The following is a 23,405-nucleotide window of genomic DNA, read 5'->3' on the forward strand; positions in this document are numbered from 1 at the left end:
ATGTTTGTAAACGTTTACATATTATCTAATTGTTGTTTGTTTTTATCACCAATTAGTAATACAATCTCTATAAAAATGAAATAGTATTACAATATTATAGAAATGTTACAGAGGTATAATTTTATAGAAATAACATAACCTAACTGTTAAAAACAAGATTCTTTTATCTTGTGCTAACAGTTGCATAGAAAGGATTTGCTATGAGACAAGAAAAGAAGACTAAAGTAATGCTCAACCGCCGCTACTGGCTGGGGCTTTCCCTGGCTTCTGCTGCGACTTTAGCCGCTGCTTTGATTTCCACCGGAACAGTTCGAGCGGAGAACAAGTCAATCCCTGACTGGGCTTCTAGACGTGAAGTTGGTATTTACGATCCTAGTGTACCAGATATTGAGGACGACCCTACTATCTTTGATGATCCAGGACCTATCAAGGTTCCGGAAGCACCTAAGAGTGAGTTCCCTAATGCTTTTTATGATGAGTCTGGCGAAAGAATTACAAATAGAATCGTTCTTCACGAGGGTAAATACTACGGCGCGGACCTCTCTGGTTATACATACAAAGTTCAAGATGACCCAGCAGAACAAATTCCGACGAATCTAAAAAATTCCTTCTATACCAGCCCAACTGGTAACGTCTATTATTTTGATAACAAAGGACAAAGGGTCATTAACTTTTACACTGTTGATGGCAAGCAATACTTCTTTGATTCTTACGGACGACTGGTTAAAAACAGATTTATTGATTTCACTGAATATACCTTCTACATCGGAGGAGATGGATCGCCTTATAAAAACGGACTTTATAAGATTGGCAAGTACTATTATTACTTTACCGAGTATGGCGATCTTTTGAGGCAAGGTTCTTTCGACTACAAAGGAAAGACCTATTATACTAATTGGCATGGCGTTGTCAATATAAAAGACGAAGAAGTTACACCATAACGAAAAATACCAGAAATGAGGACGTATGTCTTCGTTTCTGGTATTTATTTTATTCAAAATCACTCAAATAGAAAATTCATTTTTTATAAGCAGATGGTTATTGTTCTTTTGATTTTCTTACACTAATATCTAGCCCCAATCCAGCCAGAAGCAAACCAAGCCCCACAACACTATAGACTGCCTTTTCGCTACTTCCTGTTTTAGGAAGAGACTGTTCTGATTTGGCCAAAAGTGTTGGTGCCTGAACATGGTAGACGGTAGATGTAGGCATTGTAGTACGACGCTCAAGATAGAATTGATAACTATCTTTTATGATTTTATAGTAACGAGCTTCATTGACACTTTCAACAATCCATGAAGTGGTTCCCTTTGTCAGAGCATCAGCCAAGTTATTTTCGATATCAAGCACTCTGCCTTCTGTTGCAAAATTTTTGTAAATTCCCTCAATCGCTTTTACCGTCGCTACAGTTCTTTCTATACCAGCAGCTTTTAGAGCAGCAAGTGTATCAGCAACCGTTGGAATTGAAGGGTCTTCTTTCATTTCAGCATCTGTCAATAAAACGACGAATTTCTTATTTTTAGATGACTTAGACCAATCATAGGTTGAAATAATCTGGTTCAGGGCAGGAGTTGGTGTTTCTGGAGTATCTCCTCCACTCGCTATACGAATTGCAGCCAATGCTTTTTCGAGCTCAGCCGGATCAGTTGTAAAATAAGATGACCCAAACCGTGTTAGAACCGTATCTTCATCTTTGCTGCCAGAATTACGGCCGTAGACTTCATCGCTAAATGTTGCCAAACCAAAACGTGCTGTAATACCCTCTTTAGTAATATTTCGCACAAATTCATTAATATTTGCACGAACAATATCAATTGTGCCACCCATGGATCCTGAACGGTCGACAACAAAGACAATATCAGCTGAACCAGCTTTTGTCACAGTTGGTGGCGTTGAGGTGTAGGTGATGGTTGTAGTCTTATCTACTCGCTCATACTGCGTATAGGGATTCCCATTTTCATCAGTGCCAGATAAAGTATTTTCAGTACGTCTAGTTATTGGCTCTGGCGCCTTATCAACCTTTGCCGGAGCCACTTCTGTCTTTGTAACATCAACGGTTGCCGTTTCTACACGGACTGTTTGATTGCTTTCTTGACTTTCTTTGACATCAACAGGCGATACTTTTTTTGAGACATCAATCAAATCTCCTGGTTTCGCTGCAGATTCTTCAACAACAGGTTTCGTCGTATCAGCAGCAATTTCAGCACCAGCAGCTTCAATCGGAGAGCTTACTGCTTCAGTTTTTGCTATACCGCTTGAAGATGGTGTCCCAACCTGGTCTGCAAAAACATGCGAAGCTTGTGAAAAGGCAAATAGAAGAGTTGCTGATGCTAATCCAACTTTCAATTTGTACAATGAAAAGCTTGGAAGTTTAAATGATTCTTTTTCCATAATTTCTCCTTATCTTTTTAGATTTAGAAACATGATTGCATCTATTTTATATAGAATAACATAAAAAAATAGGAACTGCAAGCGATTTCAAATATTTATTAGTCTAAAAATTAAAATTTTAGAATATTATCAGAGTTTGTATGCTAAAATTGATGAGCATCATCATGAATTATTAAATAAATGCTTTATCGTGCCGTCTCTAATAAGAAATCCCCATGCTCAATATCCGAGCATGGGGATTTCTTATTAATTATTTAGCGATTGGGTAAACAGAAACTTGTTTCTTATCGCGTCCTTTGCGCTCAAAGCGTACTACGCCTTCAACTTTTGCGAACAAAGTATCATCTCCGCCGCGTCCAACGTTGACACCTGCATGGATGTGAGTGCCGCGTTGACGGTAAAGGATAGAACCACCTGTTACGGTTTGACCGTCAGCTGCTTTAGCTCCCAGACGTTTTGCTTGTGAATCACGTCCGTTAGATGTGGAACCTCCACCTTTTTTGTGGGCGAATAATTGCAAGTTAGCAAGATTCATTTTTAACATAATGTTTTTCCTCCGTGTTAGTTTTCTGTGATAACTCTGGTTTGGACGAACTCAGATGAGTCCTCCGATAAGTTTGCCATTCCTAGGAAAAATGATTCAAAGAAAAGCTGAGTCATTTCTCTTTGGTGCGACGGTATATCCTGAGGAATTTCAACCTTCAGATAACCGCCTTCTATTTCGTTTAATTCTAAGTTTGGTTCGTAGCCTGCGAATTTCTCAACTGAATTGACAAAATTAATGGCGAGCGTCGAAACGGACGCACACACGACATCAAAGCCGTATTCACCACTCGCGGCGTGACCTGTGATTTCTGCACGCCTCAGTTCGCCATCTTCGGCTCTTTCAAAGACTGCTTGTATCATTTAATCTCCTTAAAATTAAGCGTTGATAGCGTTGATGACAACTTTTGTATATGGTTGACGGTGACCTTGTTTACGATGGCTGCCTTTTTTAGGTTTGTACTTGTAAGTAACAACCTTCTTTTGCTTGCCTTGTTTTTCAACAGTTCCGACAACAGAAGCTCCAGCAACAAGCGGAGTTCCTACAACAGTGTTTTCACCACCAACAAGAACAACTTCGTCAAAAGTAACGTCTTGACCAGCTTCAGCGTTCAACTTTTCAACGTAGATTGCTTGACCAACTTCAACTTTAACTTGTTTTCCGCCAGTTTTAATGATTGCGTATGTGCTCATTATGCACCTCCTATGATTTTTAGGGTTTCCCCAGATTTTGTGAAGACTCGCCTAGCATCGTGGGACGAACCACTTCTATCTCACTGAGTGAGCAACGATGATCGTGCGGTTGCACAGGAATGTGCATAGTCAACTCTATAAGTATAGCACTTCTGCAGCTCTTTAGCAAGCTTTTTCAGCTCATGAAAACGGATTTTCAAGGATTATCTTTAGATTTTGTCCACTAATGAACAAAGACAATCTCAGTTATCCGCTAACCTCCTTGTTAAATAATGATTAGATAAAAAATTTCTAAATATAACGCCGCACCCTATCTTGATATTCTTGATAAGATTTCCCGAATTTTTCAAGACACCAGCGCTCCTCTGAGAGAATAATCCAGTGGGCCGCAGTCTGAAAAATCACTAAAATCAGAAAGAAAATCATTGACTTAGTCAAAAAAGCTATTCCCAAAAAACAAACAAAGTAAGCTACATACATGGGATTACGGGAATAGCGATAAAGGCCCTTTGTATTCATGCCGTTTGCATCTGGTCTAGCGAAATCCCTCATACTGATAGCACACAAAGCCAAACCAAGCAGGTAAATAGCTATACCAGCATAAAAGAAAACAGAAAAATCAAACTTAATTTCAAGCAAAAAAGGAGTTATGAACACGGCTAGATTGCTCAATTGATAAATCATATAAGCTATCTTTTCCTTTCCTTGTACCGGCGCAAAATAAGCTGCGCGTGACAAAGCGTTTTTTTCGAAATGACTCAATAAAGGAAAACGAATCAGCAAAAAAGGAATTAAGAGAAAAAAAGCAAGCATAAACGTCACCTTCTCTCGCTTTTACAACAGTCCCTCAATCAGCTCATCAACTTCGTCGGTCTCAGCTTCTGGTGTGATTTCTGTAATCATAATGCCTGCAACAGCGCGCTCAACCAAGCCTTCAACATCTAGGTAAGTTTCGTACTTCTCAGCATTCTTGATTTTCGGATTGGTCTTAGGACGGTCTGGAGCAAAAATAGTACAGCAGTCTTCAAATGGCTGGATAGAAATTTGGAAAGTATCGATTTTTTCTGCAATCTCAATGATTTCCAGCTTGTCCATCGTCACGACAGGACGGATAACCGGTGTATTGGTCACGGCATTGATAGCCTGCATACTCTCAATGGTTTGACTTGCCACCTGACCGAGACTTTCTCCGTTGATGATAACTTGAGCGCCCCTCTTCTCCCGAATCTGGTCTGTAATACGCATCATAAAGCGTCGAGTCAGTGTCATCAGGTAGGCTTCTGGAGCCTTGGCCTTGATTTCCTCCTGAATCTCTGTAAAGGGCACTTCGATAAACTGGATATTGCCACCAAACTTGGTCAGTTTGCGCGTCAAATCTTGAGCTTTTTTCAAAGCACCTGGACTAGTATAAGGAGGACTGGCAAAGTGAACCACCTCAATATCCACACCGCGCTTGAGGGCCAGATAACCAGCCACCGGTGAGTCGATTCCGCCAGACAGCATGAGCATACCTTTTCCTGAAGTGCCAACTGGCAGTCCCCCAGCACCACGAATTGTCTCATAAGAGATATAGGCCGCTTCTTCACGAATTTCGACACGTAGCTCAATATCCGGCGCTTTCATCTTGACCTGAACATTAGGAATGGCCTCAAAAACAGCATCACCAAGTGTCTGGTTAAGCTCGCGGCTATCTAACTCAAAGCTGTGATCACTGCGCTTGCTGGTAATCTTAAAGGTCATGCCTTCCTGATAGACTTGCTTCATGATGGTTTGAACAGCTTCAATCAAGGCTGATACAGACTTTTTAACCCTATAAGATGGTGAGAAATTCTGAATCCCAAAAATCTGCTTGAGTGATTCGGCGACTGGCTGATAGTCGGTTCCTTGCAGATAGATATGAGTGCGGTCACGGTCAGCCTTGACATGAACCCGCGGATAGATCGATAAGACAGCTTGGATATTGCGTTTGAGTTTGTTGATAAAGCGCATGCGGTTCTTGCCCTTAGTAGACAGCTCACCGTAGCGTACCATAATTTCTGAATATTGCATTGTTTACCTTACTTTTCTGGTTTTTTCGTAAATGATTTTAAAAGCTGTCAAAAACTGCTCCATCTGGCTCATATCATTGTCAAGATCCAAACTGATGCGAACAGCAGTTTGAGCCAGAGACTTTTCGACGCCCATAGCGATTAGGGTTCCCGCTGGCTTTCCAGCTTTAGAAGAGCAAGCACTGGTAGTCGAGATATAGATCTCGTAGTCTTCAAATGCATGGACGACGACTTCACCCCGCACTCCCTTGATACCAAAGGTTAGTATATGGGGGGCGAAATCTTCCATGTCTGAGAAAATCACCACATCTGGATACTTCTGCAGTCCTTCAAGAAGAATCTTCTTCATCTGATCCGTCCGCTGGGCAAATACTTCTTGCTTTTCCATGGACAGCCGCAGAGCCTTAGCTGTCGCTGCAATACCTGCTAAATTCTCCGTCGTTGAGCGCTTGTCCGACTCCTGACCGCCACCAGTCAAGAGGGGACTGATTTTCTTGCCAGACTTGATATAGACAAATCCTACGCCCCGCAGACCGTGAAATTTATGACTGGAAAATGTCGCAAAATCCACACGATCCGTCAGATAAGTAGCCGTCGGAATCTTCGTAATAGCCTGTACAGCGTCCACGTGAAAGGAAATAGTCGGTTTGTTTGCTAGCAGTTCGGATATTTTCTGAATGGGCTGAATACTGCCGATTTCATTATTGACAGCCATGATGGAGACCAGAGTAGTGTCTGGTCGAATCAACTCAGCCAGCTTGTCTACCTCAACAAAACCTGCCTTGTCTACTGGGGCAAAATTAACTTCAAAGCCTTGACTCTGCAACCAGAGGGCTGATTCTTTAACTGCGGGATGCTCAATGTTAGATACGATGATGTGTTTGCCAAAGGGAACTTTTTCAAAAGCAACTCCTTTAAGCACCCAGTTATCCCCTTCTGTTCCTCCGGACGTAAAAAAAATCTCCGAAGAAGACTTGCCTAAAAGCTCTGCTATTTGCTGGCGAGAAGCTTCTAAGAGACGGGTTGCCTGACTGCCTAAACTATGCAGGCTGGATGGATTGCCCCAGATTTTAGAAGCGACCTCTGTGTAAGCGGCCAAAGCCTCAGGATAAGGCTTGGTTGTCGCTGAGTTATCTAAATAAATCATGTTCTTTCCTCTAAATTTGAATACTCCTATTGTAACACGAAAGAGAAGCTGGAACAAGAAAGAAAAAGCCCTAAATTCTGTTAGAACTTAGGACTAAACATCACCGGTCATAAAACTCATGCAGTAAGCCAAAGAGTTCCTGTTGTTGAGCTAACAAGCTCTGACCTATGGTAGTAGATTTGATGAGGGTTCGTTCCTCTACATTTTCAACCACCTTTTTCAAAGAGGTCTGAGCAAAAGGCGACTCCACAATCTTTTGGGCATTTTGGAAAGGCTGATGGGTGACCAACTGAAAACCGTAGGAATTATTGAGCAAGGAATAGCCCGCCGTACCGGTCTTCTTTTGATAGGCTTCACACAGACCGCCATCAATTACAAAGAGCAAACCGCCGCCACGGATAGGCGACTCTCCCTTACCCGTCTTAACCGGAGTATGGCCATTGACCATCCTAGACTCTTGAGAAAAGAGACCAAATTCTTCCAAAATCAGCTGGCAGACTTTCTCAGAATTACGATAAGAAAAATAAGAATTTTCCACTTCCTTGTGGGTGTCCTTATCTTCAATGAAATAGCGCTCCAAGGTAGTCATCTTTTCTTTTCCAAACAGGGGCGACAGCTTACCTTTCCAGCAATACCAAATCAAGTCAGTCGACAAATCATCACCCACTTCCTTGTTCTTGGCCGACTGTCGAATATGATACTCAAAGAAATCCAGCAATTCCTTGCCCGCATAATGGGCTTGATTGAGAATGAAAGGCTGGAATTCTCCTGACGGCTCCAGAGGAATGCAGCCGTGAAAAAGCAAATGCTGGTTGTAAATCTTATACATAGAGCCCTTGTTCATCAAAAGGCTCATATGCTCAGCCATCTTAAGAGAACTTTGGAACGAGGCCAGCATACTGTCTACAGCTTGATTTTCTTCTGGTGTCAAAGCTGAAGGATTTTCCGGATTGATAGTTTGGAAGCAGGTATTAACCAGGGCATGTTTAGTATCGTCAATCGTAACACTTTCTTCCCAATAATCAATCTTGTCCAGCATAACATGGTCCTGCATCTGGAATTCAGGCCGTCGTTTGATGAGTTGATTTTCCAGTTTGAACTGGATAATCGCTAAGGCTTGGTGAACCTTTTCCAGCTGCAGAATTTCCTCATCTGAAAACTCCTGCTCTCTGCCGCCTAGAATGGGTCTAAACTTAGGATTAGACTGGTAAGTCTTGTCCGCAAAAAGAGTCAAGGAACGCAGGTTTAAACCATAATCTTTCTCGATATCCCATAGATAGCCATAGCGAGCTGCGATGCGCAGCACATTGAGCAAGCAGTCCTTAGAGCCAAAAAAGGCTCCCATCCAGATAATATCGTGATTGCCCCACTGAATATCAAGCGAGTGAAAATGCTGCAGTTCATCCATGACCTGAGCACTGCCAGCTCCTCGGTCAAAAATATCTCCAACCACATGCAGATGGTCGATCAACAACTGCCGAATACTTCGGGACAAGCCTAGGATAAAAGGCACAGCTTCCCGCAATTCAATCACATAAGTCAGGATATTCTCAAAATAGGATTTTTTATCAGCTAGAGCCCTGTCACTATAGAGCAACTCCTCGATAATATAGGCATATTGTGGAGGCAAGGCCTTTCTGACCTTGGAGCGACTGTATTTCGCACCTGCAAAAGCCAGCAAATTCAAGAGCTGGGGAATGGTTTCCTGATACCAGTCTTGGCCTTTAGTTTCTTCCCCCAACACAAGCTCAGGATAGGAAACCAGCGCTGACAGCCGATCCTTATGAGATTCTGACAAGCTGTCCCCAAAACAGTCCTTGATCTTCTCATTGAGGATACCTGCGCAGCTTCTCAAAATATATTCAAAAGCAGCAAACTCCCCGTGAATGTCACTGATATACAGCTCCGTCCCTTTGGGCAGGTTCAAAATTGCCTCTAGGTTAGTCAGCTCTGTAATGACCTTCTGCCGACTGTCAAATTCTTTCAGTAAAATACGCTTATATTGCTCCATCTTCAACCCTCACTCTATAACCACTTTCTCAATCTTCTCTCTTATCTCAATTTCTTTAAATGGTCTTCAATCAAGAAAGCCGTCTCCTCAATTGATTTATCCGTGATATTGATGACATGCGCCCGATACTTTTTAAAGACTTCTTTTGAGTAGTCTAGTTCTTCGTATATCTTTTCCAGATCTGTGTAGCTGGTCGACTGGGTCAATCCCAGAGAATTCAAACGATTACTGCGTATCTTAGACAGTTTTTCTGGTTCGCATAAGAGGCCGATAATCCTCTCTGGATCAACCTTATCCAAGACCTGAGGAAGAGGAACTTCTGGAATCAAAGGCAGGTTGGAAACCTTGTAGCCTTTATTAGCCAGATAAATACTGAGTGGCGTTTTGGATGTACGGGAGACGCCCAAGAGCACCAAATCTGAATCTAAAAATCCTTGTGGTGCCTTGCCATCGTCGTATTTGACCGCAAACTCAATAGCGGAGATTTTATTAAAATACTCAGTGTCCAGCCGGTGCAAGGTACCCGGCACCTCTATTGGACTGGTACCTGTCTTTTCCTTGATAATCTCAAAAAATGGATGCATCAAATCCAGATAAGCAAGGCCATTAGCCTGACTGAACTCTCTAGCTACAGCTGCTAGCTTGCCATCAACCAGAGTACTAATCACAAGGGCATCGTCCTTGATGGCGTCACGCAGAATTTCCAGCAATTCTTCTTCCCTGTTGATAAATGGAAAACGATAGCTGTTATTAAAAATAATATCTGGGTACTGGGCTGTCACTGCAGACAGTAGCTTCTGCGAAGTCCCCCCCAAAGAATCTGAAATGCTGTAAACAATAATTTCTTTCTTCATGTTCATTCCTCTTATCTATTAACCTCAGCACTTCTGGCCTCTTGAATAATGTAATCCAGCAGGGCTGACTTGGTCACAGTTCCTAAAATCTTACGCTCATTATTCTTATCCACTACCGGCAGCGAATCAATCGCAAAATCCTGCAAAACTGCTGCCGCTTCCAAAATGTTCATATCCTTGTAGCAAGTTTTGATATGGGGCATTCGAGTCATGCAGACCGCTACAGGAGTGCTGTCAATGTTAGTATTGAGCGAAGCCCGAAGCAGGTCCTTACGCGACAAAATCCCCAAGAGCAGCTTATGCTCATCAATGACATAGAGAACATCCGCATCATACATAAATAATGTAATAATGGCATCTTGAATAAAAGAATCATGAGATACCAAAACAGGCGAAGTCATAATCTCTGCCACTTCCTTTCGAAAGGTATCAAAAAAGAAAAGCGTCTCTAAATCTGAGCCCGAGTATGTGTAACCAACTTTAGGCGTAGCCTTCAAAATCCCAACCAAGGTCAGAAAAGACAAGTCCGAGCGCAAGGTCGCCCGAGAAATATCAAGTAATTCAGAGATTTTCTCACCGCTGAGTGGCTGGTGTTCTTTTACAATTTCTACAATTTTCTTTTGCCGTTCACTTAATTTCAAATAGGTCTGACTCCTTCGTTCTTTATAATAGATGATTAACCGAATTTTATTAAAAATTTAAGAATTATTGCTCATATTTCATTTTTAAACGTTTAAATAATCATTATTTTGTAACACATTATAACAAAATAAGAAAAATTGTCAATAAAAAAAGATGCTTTTTTCGGGTTGACAAATATATATGATGTATATTACAATGTATTTGTCCTACAATATGACACATATTTCATAATTTTGGAGGTAAATATGGCGAAATGGATTTACTCCTTCGAGGAAGGATGTTCAGATGACAAAGCCCTGCTTGGCGGAAAAGGAGCCAACCTAGCTGAAATGACCAATTTGGGACTGCCTGTCCCTCCAGGTTTTACTATTACCACAGAAAGCTGTATCGAATATTTAGAAAGCCCTTATTTCTTTGAATCTTCTTTAAAAGAAGATGTTTTGAAAGCGGTTGCCGATTTAGAAAAGAAAACTGGTAAATATTTTAGTGGCAACGATTCTGCCTTGCTCTTAGTGTCTGTTCGAAGCGGAGCCAAGTTTTCCATGCCGGGCATGATGGACACTATTCTCAATCTAGGTCTGAATGATTTAAGAACCCAGACTCTGGCTGAGCAGACCAATGCTGACTTTGCCTACAACTGCTACCGCCGTCTGCTGCAAATGTTTGCTGATGTGGTTTATGGCATTTCCAAGGACGAGTTCGATGACCTCTTGGGCTATTTTGAAAAGAATGCTGGCAAACAGGCCAAGGATTTCACACTGGAAGAGCACCAAGCTTTGATTGAGCAGTATAAGCAGCTTTATCGCGAGCATCATCAAACCTTCCCCCAAAGCTCGAAAGAACAGCTCTATGCTGCTATCAAGGCAGTCTTCAAGTCCTGGAATAACCCTAGAGCTAAGGTTTACCGCAACTTGAATGATATTCCTCATGATTTGGGAACGGCGGTTAATGTCCAAGCCATGGTTTTCGGAAATAGCGACCAAGCCAGTGGTACAGGAGTTGTCTTCACGAGAAATCCTGCCAGCGGTGAGCATCAGCTATTTGGCGAATTTTTGCTCAATGCACAAGGAGAGGATGTCGTAGCCGGAATTCGAACCCCTGAGCCTATTGCTGCACTTGAGACAGCTCTCCCTCAGGCCTATGTAGCCTTCCAAGACTATGCTAAGATTCTCGAAAATCACTACAAGGACATGCAAGATATCGAATTTACCATTGAAAAGGGTAAACTCTATATTCTCCAAACTAGAAACGGTAAACGGACCGCCAAGGCATCTTTGAAAATCGCCTTAGATCTGGTAGACGAGGGCATTATCAGCAAAAAAGAAGCTCTCCAGCGCGTATCTCCTGCTACGATTAGCCAGCTCATCCATCCTGTATTTGAAGAAAAAGCCTTACAAGATGCTCCTTTCTTGGCTCAAGGACTGCCAGCAAGCCCTGGTGCTGCAACTGGCGAGATTGTCTTTACAGCTAAGCGCGCCAAAGACTACCACTCCTTGGGTAAAAAGGTCATTTTAGTCCGTCAGGAAACTTCACCTGAAGACATTGAGGGCATGGTCGTCAGCCAAGCCATCGTAACCAGTCAGGGCGGTATGACCTCTCACGCAGCCGTCGTAGCCCGGGGAATGGGAACCTGCTGTGTGGCTGGCTGTGGAGAGTTGACCATCAGCGAGGAAAGCAAAACTGTTTCCTGCGGAAGTCTTGTTTTGACTGAAGGTGATGTCCTTTCAGTTGATGGCAGCTCTGGGCGCATTTATAGCGGTGAGATTCCGACCGTCCTAATCGAAAATGACCAAGAACTTCAGCGCTTGCTTTCATGGGCAGATGATTTCGCACAGCTCAAAGTCCGTGCCAACGCAGAGACCGTTCAAGATCTAAAAACAGCTATTAAGTTTGGGGCAAAGGGCATCGGTCTGGCACGTACCGAACACATGTTCTTTGGTCAGGAACGGATTCTAGAAATGCGACGCCTGATTCTGGCTGACAATGAATTGGAAACCAGATCCGCCCTCAAAAAACTGCTGGAATTCCAAGAAAATGACTTTTATCAAATGTTCCAAGCAGTGCAGGACAAACCTATGATTATCCGTCTTTTGGATCCACCAATGCATGAATTTCTACCTAAAGATTCACAGGAAATTAAGGCTTTGGCTGATAAGCTACATAAATCGCCAGAGAAACTGACTCGCCGCATTGAACAGCTGCAGGAAAGCAATCCAATGCTAGGCCACCGCGGCTGTCGTCTGGGGATTACGCAACCAGAGATTTACAAGATGCAGGTCGAAGCCGTCTTCAAGAGTGCTATCAAGCTGAGTCAGGAAGGATTGACCGTCAAGCCAGAAATCATGATTCCGCTGATTGCAGACAAGACTGAGCTGGACTCTGTCAAAGCCTTTCTCACCCAACATATCAACAAGCTCTTTAGGCATCAGGGTCATGAACCTTTCCCTTATGAAATTGGCACCATGATCGAACTACCGCGTGCCTGTCTGGTTGCAGACCAGCTGGCTCAGGAAGCAGACTTCTTCAGCTTTGGTACTAACGACCTGACCCAGATGACCTACGGCTTTTCACGGGATGATATTGGAAAATTCATCGGCCATTATAAGGAGAAAGAAATCCTTCCTTTTGATCCTTTCCAAACCGTCGACCAAGCTGGTGTTGGTGAATTGTTGCGGATAGCCATCAGCAAGGGCCGTCAAGTCAAGCCCGACCTTCCTATCGGCATCTGCGGTGAGGTCGGTGGCGATCCGGCTTCCATCCCCTTCTTCCAAGAAATTGGTGTCACCTACGTCTCCTGCTCTCCTTATCGGGTTCCAGCAGCAAGACTAGCTGTCGCTCAAGCAGCACTCCAAGATGAGAAGGCGTAATTACTTTGCTATTCTAGCTCAAGAAGCTGCTCAATCTAAATTTGGGCAGTTTCTTTTCTTGACAGCAATCTTCTGTGTGCGTTTTCATAGATAAAAATTTGATTTTTTTAAGACATTTTCAGATAAAAAACGTATAATGAGAGATGAGACATCAATTGAAATTTTAAAAGGAGATTCTTTCGAGCATGGAAAACTATTCTCGCAGCAATAAAAATAAGACAAAATCATCTAAAAAACCTACTAAACAGCATATTAAAACTGGTCTTTCAGCCTTCCAAAAGACTATTGCAACGGTTGCCAGTATCTTGTCCATCATCATTGCCAGCATCACGATCATGAATCTGACCAGTTATAAGGATGACAAATCAAAATCTGATACCAGTAGTTCCACTGCAACGACTACCATTATCAAGGAAATCGAAAAAGAAACAAGCAGACCTGCTTCAACGGCTGCAACTGATACAGCCGCTTCCAGCAGTGATACAGCAGCGGTTGAGACTAGTGCCTCTAGCTCTGCGGCAGATACAGCAGCAGGTGACACTACCGCTTCTAGCCAGAGTCAAGACACTGCAACCAATACTCAGACAGAAGCTTCAAACTAAGCAAGCAGAAAACGCCCAGCTCATTGAGCCAGGCGTTTTTTTGTATTCATCAAGCAACCTTGCTTGACTATCATTTCCGATACATCTTGACTTGAAGATAGAGGTCGTTGTAGGTCCCCAGCCATTTAGGACCCAACTGCTCATAAACTTCCAAGTGTTTCATCGTTTCCTCAGTCGGATAAAAAGCCTCATCTTCCTGAATTTCCTTAGGCAACATGGCCTTGGCAGGAAGATTTGGTGTCGAATAGCCGACATAAAGGGCGTTCTTATAAGCATTTTCCGGTCTCAGCATAAAGTTAATAAACTGATAGGCTGCTTTTTTATTTTTGACTGTTTTGGGAATGATAATATTATCAAACCAAAGATTGCTAGCTTCTGTTGGTACGACATAGCGCAGATCTTCATTGGCCTCCAGCATCTGACGAGCCTCACCAGAAAAGGTCACACCGATAGCTGCATTGTTCTGAATCATGTATCCTTTCATCTCATCAGCCACAATGGCCTTGATGTTTGGCGTCAGAGTGTAGAGCTTATCAACAGCCTCCTGGAGCTGATCTGCATCTTTGGAGTTGAGACTATGGCCATCCGAGTTCAGACCAAGTCCCATGACTTCACGGGCTCCGTCAATCATCATGATGGAGTTTTTGTATTCAGGACGCCAGAGGTCATTCCAATGCTCTGGAGCTTTATCAACCATTTTTTCATTGTAGACAATGCCCAGTGTTCCCCAAAAATAAGGAATCGAGTATTGATTTCCAGGATCGAAAGGCTGGTCTAAAAAGTCAGATCCTATATTTTCCAAACCTTTAATCTGGCTATGATCTAGCTTTTCCACCAAGCCTTCCTTCATCATCTTGGCAATCATATATTCACTAGGAATAGCAATGTCGTAGGTTGTGCCGCCCTGCTTTACTTTCGTATACATGGCTTCATTGGAGTCAAATGTATCGTACTGGATTTGGACACCAGTTTCCTTAGTAAACTCAGTCAGCAGCTCAGGATCGATATAGTCCCCCCAGTTGTAAATGACCAGCTTATCGCTCTCCTTGCTCTGCGTCCGACTTTCAATCTGGTAACTAACACCCCACAAAACTAGGATAATCAGCAGAATTCCCGCTAAAAATGAATAGAGCTTTCTCATACGGTCTCCTCCTTCTCACGGGTGATAAAGTAATACCCAATTACCAAAGCAATGCTGAAGAGAAAGACCAAGGCTGATAGGGCATTGATTTCCAGAGAAATCCCCTGACGAGCGCGGGAGTAAATCTCAACAGACAGAGTAGAGAAACCATTGCCTGTAACGAAGAAGGTCACAGCAAAATCATCTAGCGAATAGGTAAAAGCCATGAAGTAGCCAGCGATAATGGCTGGAGTCAGATAAGGCAGCATGATTTCTTTCAGCATTTGCAATTGGCTGGCACCTAGGTCATAGGCAGCCTTAATCATATCATCATTCATTTCCTTCAGACGTGGAAGAATCATCAGCACCACAATCGGAATGGAAAAGGCCACATGGCTAGCCAATACAGACAGGAAGCCCAGCTGGAATTTTGCAGTGGTAAAGAGAATCAGAAAACTGGCCCCAATCATGACATCCGGTGCCACCATGAGGATATTGTTGATAGACAGAAAGGCATCCTGATATTTCTTGCGAGCTTGATAGATATAGATGGCTCCAAAAGTCCCAATCAGCGTCGCAATCAATGAAGACAGGAAAGCCAGAAAGAAAGTCTGAACCAAAATCAGAATCAGCCGTGAATCCTCAAAGAGATTCTGAAAGTGGCTGAGACTGAATCCTGTAAAACGATTCATGTCTTCCCCAGCATTAAAGGCATAAGCAATCAGGTAAAAGATGGGAATGTAGAGGACCAAAAAGACAAAGGCCAGATAGAGATTTGCAATTTTTTTCATCGCCCTCTCCTTTCCTTGGTTGCCCACATGGTAAAGAGCATAGCAACAATCAGTACCACACCGATAGTAGAGCCCATGCCCCAGTTTTGAGTAGTCAGGAAGTGCTGCTCAATGGCAGTTCCCAGAGTAATCACTCGATTACCACCGATTAAGCGGGTCAGCATGAAGAGACTGAGACTAGGGATAAAGACTGACTGCACTCCACTTCTGACACCATTCAAGGACAAAGGGAAAACAACCCGACGGAAAGTCTCCCAGCGATTAGCTCCCAAGTCATAGCTGGCATTGATAAGATTAGGATCCAAATCATCCAGAACGTTGAAAATGGGCAGAATCATAAAAGGCAGCTCGATGTAGCTGGCTACAAAGATAAATGAAAAGTCCGTAAAGAGAATCTGCTGCGGTCCTACTCCGATAAAAGTCAGAAATTGATTGATTGAGCCATTCTGGCCGAAAATACCAATGAAAGCATAAGCTTTGAGCAGGAGATTAATCCAGGTCGGCAGGACAATCAGCATCAGCCAGAGCTGCTTGTGCTTGAGCTGAGTCAAAAAGAAGGCGGTCGGATAGGAAATCAGCAGGGTAACAACAGTAATAATCCCTGCATAAAGGACCGAGTTCAGACTCATCTTGAGATAGGTCCAGTTCTGCGATGTAAAGTAGGTCTGGTAATTTTCCAGCGTAAACTGGCCTTCAATGTTAAAGAAGGATTTCCAGATAATCATGACAACAGGTGCCAAGACAAAAAGGAAAATCCAGAGCAGGTAGGGCAAGAGAAAGAGATTAGAGGTTGTTTTCTTCATCGCGTTCCTCCTCAATGGCATTGATTAGACCCGCTTCTTGCTCTTCTACTTCTACATATTCTTCGATACGGGCATCGAATTCTTCTTCAGTTTCATTGAGACGCATGATATGGATATCTTCAGGCTCGAAATGCAGACCAATTTCTTCACCAACAATGGCCTTGCGAGTCGAGTGAATCATCCATTCATTGCCCAGTTCATCATAAGCGATAATCTCATAGTGAACGCCACGGAAAAGCTGGGTATCAACTTTAACCTGCAGCTTGCCTTCTTCTGGCAGAGTAATCCGCAAGTCCTCCGGCCGAATCACTACTTCAACAGATTCATTTGGGCGCATCCCGCCATCCACTGCTTCAAAACGCTTACCGTTAAACTCAACCAGATAGTCTTCAATCATCTTGCCTGGCAGGATGTTGGACTCGCCAATGAAGGTTGCAACAAAATGGTTAATAGGCTCGTCATAAATATCGACAGGCGTTCCCGACTGAACAATCTCGCCGTCATTCATAACGAAAATCCAGTCGCTCATAGCCAAGGCTTCCTCTTGGTCGTGCGTGACAAAGACAAAGGTAATGCCCAGACGCTGCTGCAATTCCCGCAACTCATACTGCATGTCCGTGCGCAGCTTCAAATCCAGAGCAGACAGAGGCTCATCCAGCAAAACAACCCGCGGCTGATTAATGATTGCCCGCGCGATGGCTACACGCTGGCGCTGACCGCCCGACAGTTTACGAATAGAACGGCGCTCAAAGCCTTCCAGCTGAACCATTTTCAGCACTTCTGCAACCCGCTCTTGAATTTCTTTTTTATCAACCTTGCGCAGACGCAGCGGGAAGGCAACATTTTCAAAAACATTCATATGCGGAAACAGTGCATAGGACTGAAACACCGTATGGACGTCTCTTTTATTGGTGGGAATATCATTGATGCGGACACCATCAAGAAAAATATCCCCGTCTGTCGCGTCCAAAAGACCGGCAATAATGTTCAGAATCGTTGATTTTCCAGAGCCAGAAGAGCCCAGCAAAGTATAGAACTTTCCTTCTTCCAGCTCGAAATTAATATCTTTCAGAACGACAGTATTATTATCTTCAAAAACTTTTGAAACGTTTTTAAACTCGATGATTGGTTTTTTCAATTGTCATAAATTCCTTCTTTCTCGTATTAACAGATTAAGGGTTCTGTCAGACCGCTGCTACCTCGTGAGGGCTGTAAAGGCCCTTTATAAATTCCGTGTCGATAGGCTTTCACCCCCTTACTAAGTTGCAGCCAGCTGCAGTTCCTGATCCAGCATACTTCTACTGGAAATCAATCTGTCTTACAGAGATTCACCAATGATGCGGACTTCGCGCTCCAGAGTAATACCTGAATTTTCCCGCACCCTTTCAATCACATGAGCGATAAGATTTTCGTAATCTTGAGCCGTTCCTCTATCAACGTTAATCATAAAGCCAGCATGCTTCTCGGATACCTCTACACCGCCGATACGATGACCTTTGAGACCTGCTTCACTAATGAGCTGACCAGCAAAGTGACCCAAAGGACGCTTGAAAACAGAGCCACAGGATGGATATTCCAAAGGCTGCTTGAGCTCCCGCAGATGGGTTAAGCGCTCCATTTCTTGACGAATAGTTCTGTGAACACCAGGCGAAAGAGCAAACTTAGCAGAAATAACAATGTCGCCTGTTTCCTGAACTAGTGAGTGACGATAGCCAAACTTCATATCTCTAACGTCCAGCGTTTTGACTTGCCCCTGAGGAGTCAGTACCTTACAAGATACCAAAACATGAGCAATCTCGCCGCCATAAGCCCCGGCGTTCATAAAGACAGCTCCGCCGACGCTACCAGGAATTCCACAGGCAAACTCAAAGCCTGTCAGACTATTCTGTAAGGCAATATGGGTAGTCTGGATCAGATTCGCACCAGCCTCTGCCTCAATCATATAGCCATCTACTGCTACATTGTTGAGCTTATCAAACATAATCACGAAACCTCGGATACCGCCATCTCGCACAATGATATTACTGGCATTTCCCAGCACCATCCAAGGAATGTCTTCTTGATTGGCAAAATTGACAATACGAGCCAGCTCATAACGATTACGAGGGAAAACTAAGAAATCGGCTGCGCCCCCGACCTTTGTATAAGTGTATTGGCTCAAAGGCTCATTGAAGCGAATGTCGATTCCCTCTAATTCAGATTTTAATTTCTCTAGTTTTTGCATGATTTTCTCTCTTTTATGTAAACAAAATACACTCTATTATATCAAAAATTTATGGCATTTACGATAGATTACAAAGAAAAAGCTGAGAAAGGTCAGCTTTTTCATGCTTATAATTGTCTAGTAGCAAATCGCTGTGTTTGAGTAGAAAGAGCATTTCTGATGGCACCGAAAGCTAACTCACTCGCTAGAGCCTGTAATTCTAAATGGTCCATAAAGTGAATTAACCTCCTTTAAGCTAGCCCTATTATAGCACAGTTAGGTATAAAAAGATAGGGATATCAACTCCTTCTATTGTGTAAGTTCTTAGAAAAGAAAAAAGAGGTTCATAGAAAACCTCTTGATGATTTATTTTTCTACTCGGACACCCTCTGTGTCTACCTGAAGTCGGAAGATTTGTCCCTTGAAATTCTGTTTTTGCAGAAGCTGATAAATCTTCTCTGTCTTGTGCTTAGGCGATAAGACCATAACAGTCGGTCCCGCTCCTGAGATATAGGTTGCGTAAGAGCCATTTTTTCTGGCTAAGAACTTAATATCTGAAAATTCCTTGATCAAAGGCTGACGGTATTTTTCGTGGAACAAATCTGACTCAATAGCTCGACCAGCGATTTTCATATCACCTTTTAAAAGAGCTGCAATCGCAACATTGGCAATGGAGCTGGCCGCCACAGCTTCCTTGTAAGAAAGACGATTCGGCAAGACCCTACGACTCTCGATTGTCCGAAGCTCATAGTCTGGGATATAGGCAATGAAGTCGGCTTCTGGAAAATCCGCCACCACAGCCGATACCTGATTTCTAGACGAGCTAGATACGACCAAATTGCCATAAATAGCCGGCGCAACATTGTCAGGATGGCCTTCAATCTTTGTAGCGATTTTTAGCTTCTGATAATCCGACAAATTAAGGTGAGCCAGCTGGTTTGCCAATTCAATCCCAGCTACAATGACCGAGCTAGAAGACCCAAGTCCACGAGCCAATGGAATATCACTGGTCATTTTCAAACGGCGTGGCTGAATATCTGGTGCCAACTGCAGGGCAATCTTAACCAATAGATTGCGCCGATCCTTAGGAATTCGAGGATTGAGATCATGCTCAATCACCCACTCCTGGCTTTCTTCCAAGACTTCAATTTTCAGATATTTTGACAGGGCTATCCCAACGGAGTCAAAGCCAGGACCGATATTGGCACTGGTCGCTGGTACAATAATTTTCATCTTAATCTCCTAATACTTTGAAGGTATTGAGCAAGTCAAACTCAGCAACTTCTTTGAGCTTAGCAGTGACATTTTCCAGCTGTGTCTTGCTGACCGCATGGGTAATAATCACCACGCGAGCCTTCTCACCATCTGTACCTTCCTGCAGAATCTGTTTAAAGGAAACATCCTCAGCATTGAAAATCTCAGCTAAATGCAGAACTTGACCTTTAGAGTCAGGTGCCAAGATAGAGAAGTAATAGCTGCTCTTCACATCTTCTGGCTTAGCTAGCACAAGCTCACGACTAAATTCATTAAAGGCCTTGCCAACTGTTCCCTCATTCAAACGTCGGCTGATACGAACAATATCTGCCACAATACTAGTTGCAGTTGGTTTTTGCCCAGCTCCCGGTCCGTAGTACATGGATTCTCCAATACCGATGGACTCGACAAAGACAGCGTTCATTACCCCATTGACACTAGCCAGCGGATGAGATTTTGGCAGAAATGTTGGAGCTACTTCTGCTGCAATACCTGATGCTGTTTCTTCGATAGAACCTACCAGCTTGACTACATAGCCCAAATCTTGAGCAACAGCCACATCTTCTGGTGTGATATGACGAATTCCCTGATGACCCACATCTTCAAATTTAACATTCATACCAAAAGCGAACTGGCTGAGAATGACCATTTTATAAGCGGCATCAATACCGTCAACATCATTTGTTGGGTCGCTTTCAGCAAAGCCAAGACGCTGTGCTTCAGCAAGAGCATCTTCATAAGACCACCCCTCTTCTACCATCTTGGTCATCATAAAGTTAGAGGTTCCATTAACCACACCTAGGATACGGGTGATTTTGTCAGAAGCTAGTGAATTAACCAAGGTACGCAGGATTGGAATTCCGCCAGCAACAGCTGCTTCATAGTAGAGAGCCACATTTTGCTTTTGAGCGATTTCCAGCAACTCTGCTCCGTGAACAGCAAGCAAATCCTTATTGGCCGTTACCACATGTTTGCCAGCTTCAAGAGCACGAGTAATGAAAGTTTTTGCAGGCTCAATCCGCCCCATCAATTCTACAACGATGGTAATCTCAGAATCGTTCAGGATTTCTTCAACATTTGTGACAAAATTAAAGACATTTCCAGCTGCTAAAAGACGCTCTTTTTCAGCATCATCTTTGACCAAAACTTTAGCAACCTCAATCTCTGAATGAGCTGCTTGAACGATTTTTTCTCCATTTTCCTTCAGCAAAAAAGGCACACCGCTGGCCACTGTTCCAAAACCAAGTAAAGCTATTTTAATAGACATGAAGCACTCCTTGAAAATTTCTTGTATAAAAAATATTATAACAAAATTATAAAAAAATGCCTACAAAACTACTTCTTTATTTGTTATAATAGATGTAAATTTCCGCAAGGAATTGTAATTTTTTTTAAAAAGGAGATATTATGACAGGAAAACACCGAGGAAATCGCATGCAGCAGCGCAAAGCTAGAAAAAGAGCTATTTTGCTTTCTTTAACGAGTTTATTACTTTTTCTTGTCTTGATTGTAGGTGGCTTTTCTTTACTAGCCAAGCTGCAAAACTCGCACAACCAAAAAGAAGCTAATAACGTGTCAACGAACCAAGTCAATACTTCATCTAAAACTTCGTCAGCACCGACTCGGGATAAAAAGACGACTTCGGATGACAACAGTAAGGACAAGATTAAATGGGTTAAGCAAGACCAGCCAGTCCAAGTTCCTATTTTGATGTATCATGCCATTCACGTCATGGATCCATCAGAAGCAGCTAATGCCGGTTTGATTGTAGATCCAGCCACATTTGAAAGTCATCTAAAAGCTTTGAAAGATGCAGGCTACTACCCTCTGACACCAGCTGAAGCATACAAAGTCCTGACGGAGAATGTCCTGCCAGAAAACAAAAAAGTCGTCTGGCTGACCTTCGATGATAGTTTAAAGGATTTCTACACTAATGCCTTTCCACTTCTCCAGAAATATAACATGAAAGCAACCAATAATGTCATTACTGGATTTGTTGAAGCCGGTCGTGAAGATATGCTGACACTGGATGAGATAAAGGAAATGAAGGACAAAGGCATGTCTTTTGAAGACCATACCGTCAACCATCCCGACCTCTCAGCAACGACAGAAGACCAACAAAAAATTGAGTTAAAAGACTCCAAGTCTTACTTAGATAAAAATCTGTCTCAAACCACAACCACCGTTGCCTATCCATCTGGACGATACAGTGATGCAACCTTGCAGATTGCTGAAAGGCTTGGCTACAAGATCGGACTGACAACCAATAACGGACTAGCCTCCCTATCCAATGGCTTACTCTCACTCAATCGCGTTCGTGTTAACCCGACCACCACTGCAGAAGACCTGCTAAATGAAATCGCAACAAACTAATCTTAAAAAGCCCGCTTCAGACGAAGCAGGCTTTTTCAATCCCTATGATTATAACTTCTTTCAATCACCAAAAAAACACCAGTTCCAAAGGACTGGTGTAAAGATTTATTTAGACTTGATATAGTTGATACCATCCGCTTTTGGAGCAACTGATTTACCAAAGAAAGCGGCTAAAACGATGATTGTCAAAGCATAAGGCGCAATACGAAGATAAACCGCAGGTATATGAGCAAGGAAAGGAATCTGAGTAGAAACAACAGCTAGGGCTTGGGAAAGTCCAAAGAAAAGACTTGAAAGCATAGCACCTATTGGATTCCATTTACCAAAAATCATAGCAGCTAAAGCGATAAATCCAGGGCCAACAATCGTCGTAGCAGAGAAATTAACCGAAGCAGATTGAGCATACAAAGCTCCACCTATTCCTCCCAAAAATCCTGAAATCAACACTCCGTAGTAACGCATAAGATAAACGTTAATCCCTAATGTATCAGCAGCTTGAGGATGTTCACCTACTGAGCGTAAGCGAAGCCCAAATTTCGTATTAAACATGATGAACCAAGCTAAAAATGAGAATCCAACAGCTATGTAACCCATCAAGCTAGTATTTTTAAAGAAAATATCTCCAATAACAGGAATATTAGACAAAATCGGAAAATCAAATTTACCAAAAGATAAATCAATATTATTAGTTTGTCCTTTTCCATAAATAGCCTTCACAAGAAAGACGGCTAAAGCTGGCGCCAGCAAGTTCAGTACAGTACCACTAACAACATGATCAGCACGAAAATTAATAGTTGCTACTGCATGAATCGCAGAAAAAATGAGACCAACTAAACCACCTGCGAGAAGAGAAAGCCAAATAGTCATTCCTCCTAAGCTTTCAGCGAAAGTCAGGTTAAAAACAACTCCTGTAAAAGCTCCCATGACCATGATGCCTTCCAAGCCAACGTTAACAACACCAGCATGCTCAGAGTAAGCACCTCCAATACTGGTGAAAATGAGAGGAGCGGCATAGACCAGCATATTTGATACAAGTATTGTTAGAATAGCAACAATATTCATC

At 42.8% G+C, this 23,405-nt stretch carries 22 protein-coding genes and 1 other annotated feature; of the genes, 4 read left to right on the forward strand and 18 right to left on the reverse strand.

Annotation, left to right across the window (positions count from 1 at the left end):
• Nucleotides 1-200 precede the first annotated feature (200 nt).
• On the forward strand, nt 201-941 hold the full coding sequence (locus tag MK370_RS02540; protein WP_101771298.1) for a hypothetical protein: 741 nt from the start codon (nt 201-203) through the stop codon (nt 939-941).
• A 97-nt stretch (nt 942-1,038) separates the two neighbouring features.
• Here the strand turns inward: MK370_RS02540 and MK370_RS02545 are convergent, their stop codons facing one another.
• The 10 genes from MK370_RS02545 to MK370_RS02590 form a co-directional block, all read right to left on the reverse strand.
• The gene (locus tag MK370_RS02545) at nt 1,039-2,391 is read right to left on the reverse strand and encodes a vWA domain-containing protein (protein WP_125409166.1); all 1,353 of its coding nucleotides are present in this window, start codon (nt 2,389-2,391) and stop codon (nt 1,039-1,041) included.
• A gap of 250 nt (nt 2,392-2,641) precedes the next feature.
• Nucleotides 2,642-2,935: a 50S ribosomal protein L27 gene (gene rpmA / locus MK370_RS02550; protein WP_002895619.1), complete on the reverse strand. Its 294-nt coding sequence runs from the start codon at nt 2,933-2,935 to the stop codon at nt 2,642-2,644.
• 17 nt (nt 2,936-2,952) lie between these two features.
• Complete coding sequence (locus tag MK370_RS02555) at nt 2,953-3,297, reverse strand: ribosomal-processing cysteine protease Prp (RefSeq protein WP_002900460.1); 345 nt, start codon at nt 3,295-3,297, stop codon at nt 2,953-2,955.
• Between the two features lie 15 nt (nt 3,298-3,312).
• Nucleotides 3,313-3,627: a 50S ribosomal protein L21 gene (gene rplU / locus MK370_RS02560; RefSeq protein ID WP_002904398.1), complete on the reverse strand. Its 315-nt coding sequence runs from the start codon at nt 3,625-3,627 to the stop codon at nt 3,313-3,315.
• Nucleotides 3,628-3,660: 33 nt separating this feature from the next.
• Nucleotides 3,661-3,748, reverse strand: a sequence feature (ribosomal protein L21 leader region).
• A 170-nt stretch (nt 3,749-3,918) separates the two neighbouring features.
• Nucleotides 3,919-4,440 carry a methyltransferase family protein gene (locus MK370_RS02565; protein ID WP_268684024.1) on the reverse strand — a complete coding sequence of 174 codons (522 nt, stop codon included), beginning with the start codon at nt 4,438-4,440 and terminating at the stop codon, nt 3,919-3,921.
• Between the two features lie 21 nt (nt 4,441-4,461).
• Complete coding sequence (gene thiI / locus MK370_RS02570) at nt 4,462-5,676, reverse strand: tRNA uracil 4-sulfurtransferase ThiI (RefSeq protein WP_268684025.1); 1,215 nt, start codon at nt 5,674-5,676, stop codon at nt 4,462-4,464.
• A 3-nt stretch (nt 5,677-5,679) separates the two neighbouring features.
• Nucleotides 5,680-6,822 (reverse strand): cysteine desulfurase family protein, encoded by a 1,143-nt coding sequence (locus tag MK370_RS02575; RefSeq protein ID WP_268684026.1) that lies wholly within the window; start codon nt 6,820-6,822, stop codon nt 5,680-5,682.
• A gap of 100 nt (nt 6,823-6,922) precedes the next feature.
• Entirely contained in the window at nt 6,923-8,833 is a 1,911-nt protein-coding gene (locus tag MK370_RS02580) for a fructose-1,6-bisphosphatase (RefSeq protein ID WP_268684027.1), read from the reverse strand.
• 41 nt (nt 8,834-8,874) lie between these two features.
• Nucleotides 8,875-9,693 (reverse strand): pyruvate, water dikinase regulatory protein, encoded by an 819-nt coding sequence (locus MK370_RS02585; RefSeq protein ID WP_268684028.1) that lies wholly within the window; start codon nt 9,691-9,693, stop codon nt 8,875-8,877.
• 5 nt (nt 9,694-9,698) lie between these two features.
• On the reverse strand, nt 9,699-10,328 hold the full coding sequence (locus MK370_RS02590; RefSeq protein ID WP_002906671.1) for a CBS domain-containing protein: 630 nt from the start codon (nt 10,326-10,328) through the stop codon (nt 9,699-9,701).
• Nucleotides 10,329-10,574: 246 nt separating this feature from the next.
• On the opposite strand from MK370_RS02590, the gene ppdK reads away from it, so the two are divergent.
• Together ppdK and MK370_RS02600 are read left to right on the forward strand one after the other, a co-directional pair.
• Nucleotides 10,575-13,196 (forward strand): pyruvate, phosphate dikinase, encoded by a 2,622-nt coding sequence (gene ppdK / locus MK370_RS02595; RefSeq protein ID WP_268684029.1) that lies wholly within the window; start codon nt 10,575-10,577, stop codon nt 13,194-13,196.
• Nucleotides 13,197-13,381: 185 nt separating this feature from the next.
• Complete coding sequence (locus MK370_RS02600; RefSeq protein ID WP_268684030.1) at nt 13,382-13,798, forward strand: DUF6556 family protein; 417 nt, start codon at nt 13,382-13,384, stop codon at nt 13,796-13,798.
• Nucleotides 13,799-13,868: 70 nt separating this feature from the next.
• Here the strand turns inward: MK370_RS02600 and MK370_RS02605 are convergent, their stop codons facing one another.
• The 7 genes from MK370_RS02605 to MK370_RS02635 all read right to left on the reverse strand — a co-directional run bounded on the left by MK370_RS02605 (nt 13,869) and on the right by MK370_RS02635 (nt 21,236).
• Nucleotides 13,869-14,939 (reverse strand): ABC transporter substrate-binding protein, encoded by a 1,071-nt coding sequence (locus MK370_RS02605; protein ID WP_268684031.1) that lies wholly within the window; start codon nt 14,937-14,939, stop codon nt 13,869-13,871.
• Complete coding sequence (locus MK370_RS02610; RefSeq protein ID WP_002900472.1) at nt 14,936-15,709, reverse strand: ABC transporter permease; 774 nt, start codon at nt 15,707-15,709, stop codon at nt 14,936-14,938. The genes MK370_RS02605 and MK370_RS02610 overlap by 4 nt, the downstream gene beginning before the upstream one ends.
• Nucleotides 15,706-16,512, reverse strand: a complete 807-nt coding sequence (locus MK370_RS02615) for an ABC transporter permease (protein WP_002895634.1) — start codon at nt 16,510-16,512, stop codon at nt 15,706-15,708. Before MK370_RS02615 ends, MK370_RS02610 begins: the two co-directional genes overlap by 4 nt.
• Entirely contained in the window at nt 16,493-17,650 is a 1,158-nt protein-coding gene (locus tag MK370_RS02620) for an ABC transporter ATP-binding protein (protein WP_002904388.1), read from the reverse strand. Before MK370_RS02620 ends, MK370_RS02615 begins: the two co-directional genes overlap by 20 nt.
• A 180-nt stretch (nt 17,651-17,830) precedes the next feature.
• Nucleotides 17,831-18,736: a UDP-N-acetylmuramate dehydrogenase gene (gene murB / locus MK370_RS02625; RefSeq protein ID WP_268684032.1), complete on the reverse strand. Its 906-nt coding sequence runs from the start codon at nt 18,734-18,736 to the stop codon at nt 17,831-17,833.
• A 345-nt stretch (nt 18,737-19,081) separates the two neighbouring features.
• Nucleotides 19,082-19,948 carry a homoserine kinase gene (gene thrB / locus MK370_RS02630; protein WP_268684033.1) on the reverse strand — a complete coding sequence of 289 codons (867 nt, stop codon included), beginning with the start codon at nt 19,946-19,948 and terminating at the stop codon, nt 19,082-19,084.
• A gap of 1 nt (nt 19,949) precedes the next feature.
• Nucleotides 19,950-21,236 (reverse strand): homoserine dehydrogenase, encoded by a 1,287-nt coding sequence (locus tag MK370_RS02635; RefSeq protein ID WP_268684034.1) that lies wholly within the window; start codon nt 21,234-21,236, stop codon nt 19,950-19,952.
• A 140-nt stretch (nt 21,237-21,376) separates the two neighbouring features.
• Here MK370_RS02635 and MK370_RS02640 point away from each other — a divergent pair, with 140 nt between their 5' ends.
• Entirely contained in the window at nt 21,377-22,342 is a 966-nt protein-coding gene (locus tag MK370_RS02640) for a polysaccharide deacetylase family protein (protein WP_268684035.1), read from the forward strand.
• 105 nt (nt 22,343-22,447) lie between these two features.
• On the opposite strand, the gene MK370_RS02645 is transcribed toward MK370_RS02640, so the two are convergent.
• Nucleotides 22,448-23,404, reverse strand: coding sequence for an ABC transporter permease (locus MK370_RS02645; RefSeq protein WP_268684036.1), 957 nt, complete (start codon nt 23,402-23,404; stop codon nt 22,448-22,450).
• Nucleotide 23,405: the final 1 nt, after the last annotated feature.

Source organism: Streptococcus sanguinis (assembly GCF_026781265.1).
GTDB lineage: Bacteria > Bacillota > Bacilli > Lactobacillales > Streptococcaceae > Streptococcus > Streptococcus sanguinis_T.

Coding starts and splice junctions, on each gene's coding strand:
- MK370_RS02540 (WP_101771298.1), top strand. CDS start 201: ATGAGACAAGAAAAGAAGACTAAAGTAATGCTCAACCGCCGCTACTGG.
- MK370_RS02635 (WP_268684034.1), bottom strand. CDS start 21,236: ATGTCTATTAAAATAGCTTTACTTGGTTTTGGAACAGTGGCCAGCGGT.
- rplU (WP_002904398.1), bottom strand. CDS start 3,627: ATGAGCACATACGCAATCATTAAAACTGGCGGAAAACAAGTTAAAGTT.
- MK370_RS02585 (WP_268684028.1), bottom strand. CDS start 9,693: ATGAACATGAAGAAAGAAATTATTGTTTACAGCATTTCAGATTCTTTG.
- MK370_RS02645 (WP_268684036.1), bottom strand. CDS start 23,404: ATGAATATTGTTGCTATTCTAACAATACTTGTATCAAATATGCTGGTC.
- MK370_RS02610 (WP_002900472.1), bottom strand. CDS start 15,709: ATGAAAAAAATTGCAAATCTCTATCTGGCCTTTGTCTTTTTGGTCCTC.
- ppdK (WP_268684029.1), top strand. CDS start 10,575: ATGGCGAAATGGATTTACTCCTTCGAGGAAGGATGTTCAGATGACAAA.
- MK370_RS02575 (WP_268684026.1), bottom strand. CDS start 6,822: ATGATTTATTTAGATAACTCAGCGACAACCAAGCCTTATCCTGAGGCT.
- thiI (WP_268684025.1), bottom strand. CDS start 5,676: ATGCAATATTCAGAAATTATGGTACGCTACGGTGAGCTGTCTACTAAG.
- MK370_RS02565 (WP_268684024.1), bottom strand. CDS start 4,440: ATGCTTGCTTTTTTTCTCTTAATTCCTTTTTTGCTGATTCGTTTTCCT.
- MK370_RS02605 (WP_268684031.1), bottom strand. CDS start 14,939: ATGAGAAAGCTCTATTCATTTTTAGCGGGAATTCTGCTGATTATCCTA.
- murB (WP_268684032.1), bottom strand. CDS start 18,736: ATGCAAAAACTAGAGAAATTAAAATCTGAATTAGAGGGAATCGACATT.
- MK370_RS02555 (WP_002900460.1), bottom strand. CDS start 3,297: ATGATACAAGCAGTCTTTGAAAGAGCCGAAGATGGCGAACTGAGGCGT.
- rpmA (WP_002895619.1), bottom strand. CDS start 2,935: ATGTTAAAAATGAATCTTGCTAACTTGCAATTATTCGCCCACAAAAAA.
- thrB (WP_268684033.1), bottom strand. CDS start 19,948: ATGAAAATTATTGTACCAGCGACCAGTGCCAATATCGGTCCTGGCTTT.
- MK370_RS02640 (WP_268684035.1), top strand. CDS start 21,377: ATGACAGGAAAACACCGAGGAAATCGCATGCAGCAGCGCAAAGCTAGA.
- MK370_RS02580 (WP_268684027.1), bottom strand. CDS start 8,833: ATGGAGCAATATAAGCGTATTTTACTGAAAGAATTTGACAGTCGGCAG.
- MK370_RS02545 (WP_125409166.1), bottom strand. CDS start 2,391: ATGGAAAAAGAATCATTTAAACTTCCAAGCTTTTCATTGTACAAATTG.
- MK370_RS02600 (WP_268684030.1), top strand. CDS start 13,382: ATGGAAAACTATTCTCGCAGCAATAAAAATAAGACAAAATCATCTAAA.
- MK370_RS02615 (WP_002895634.1), bottom strand. CDS start 16,512: ATGAAGAAAACAACCTCTAATCTCTTTCTCTTGCCCTACCTGCTCTGG.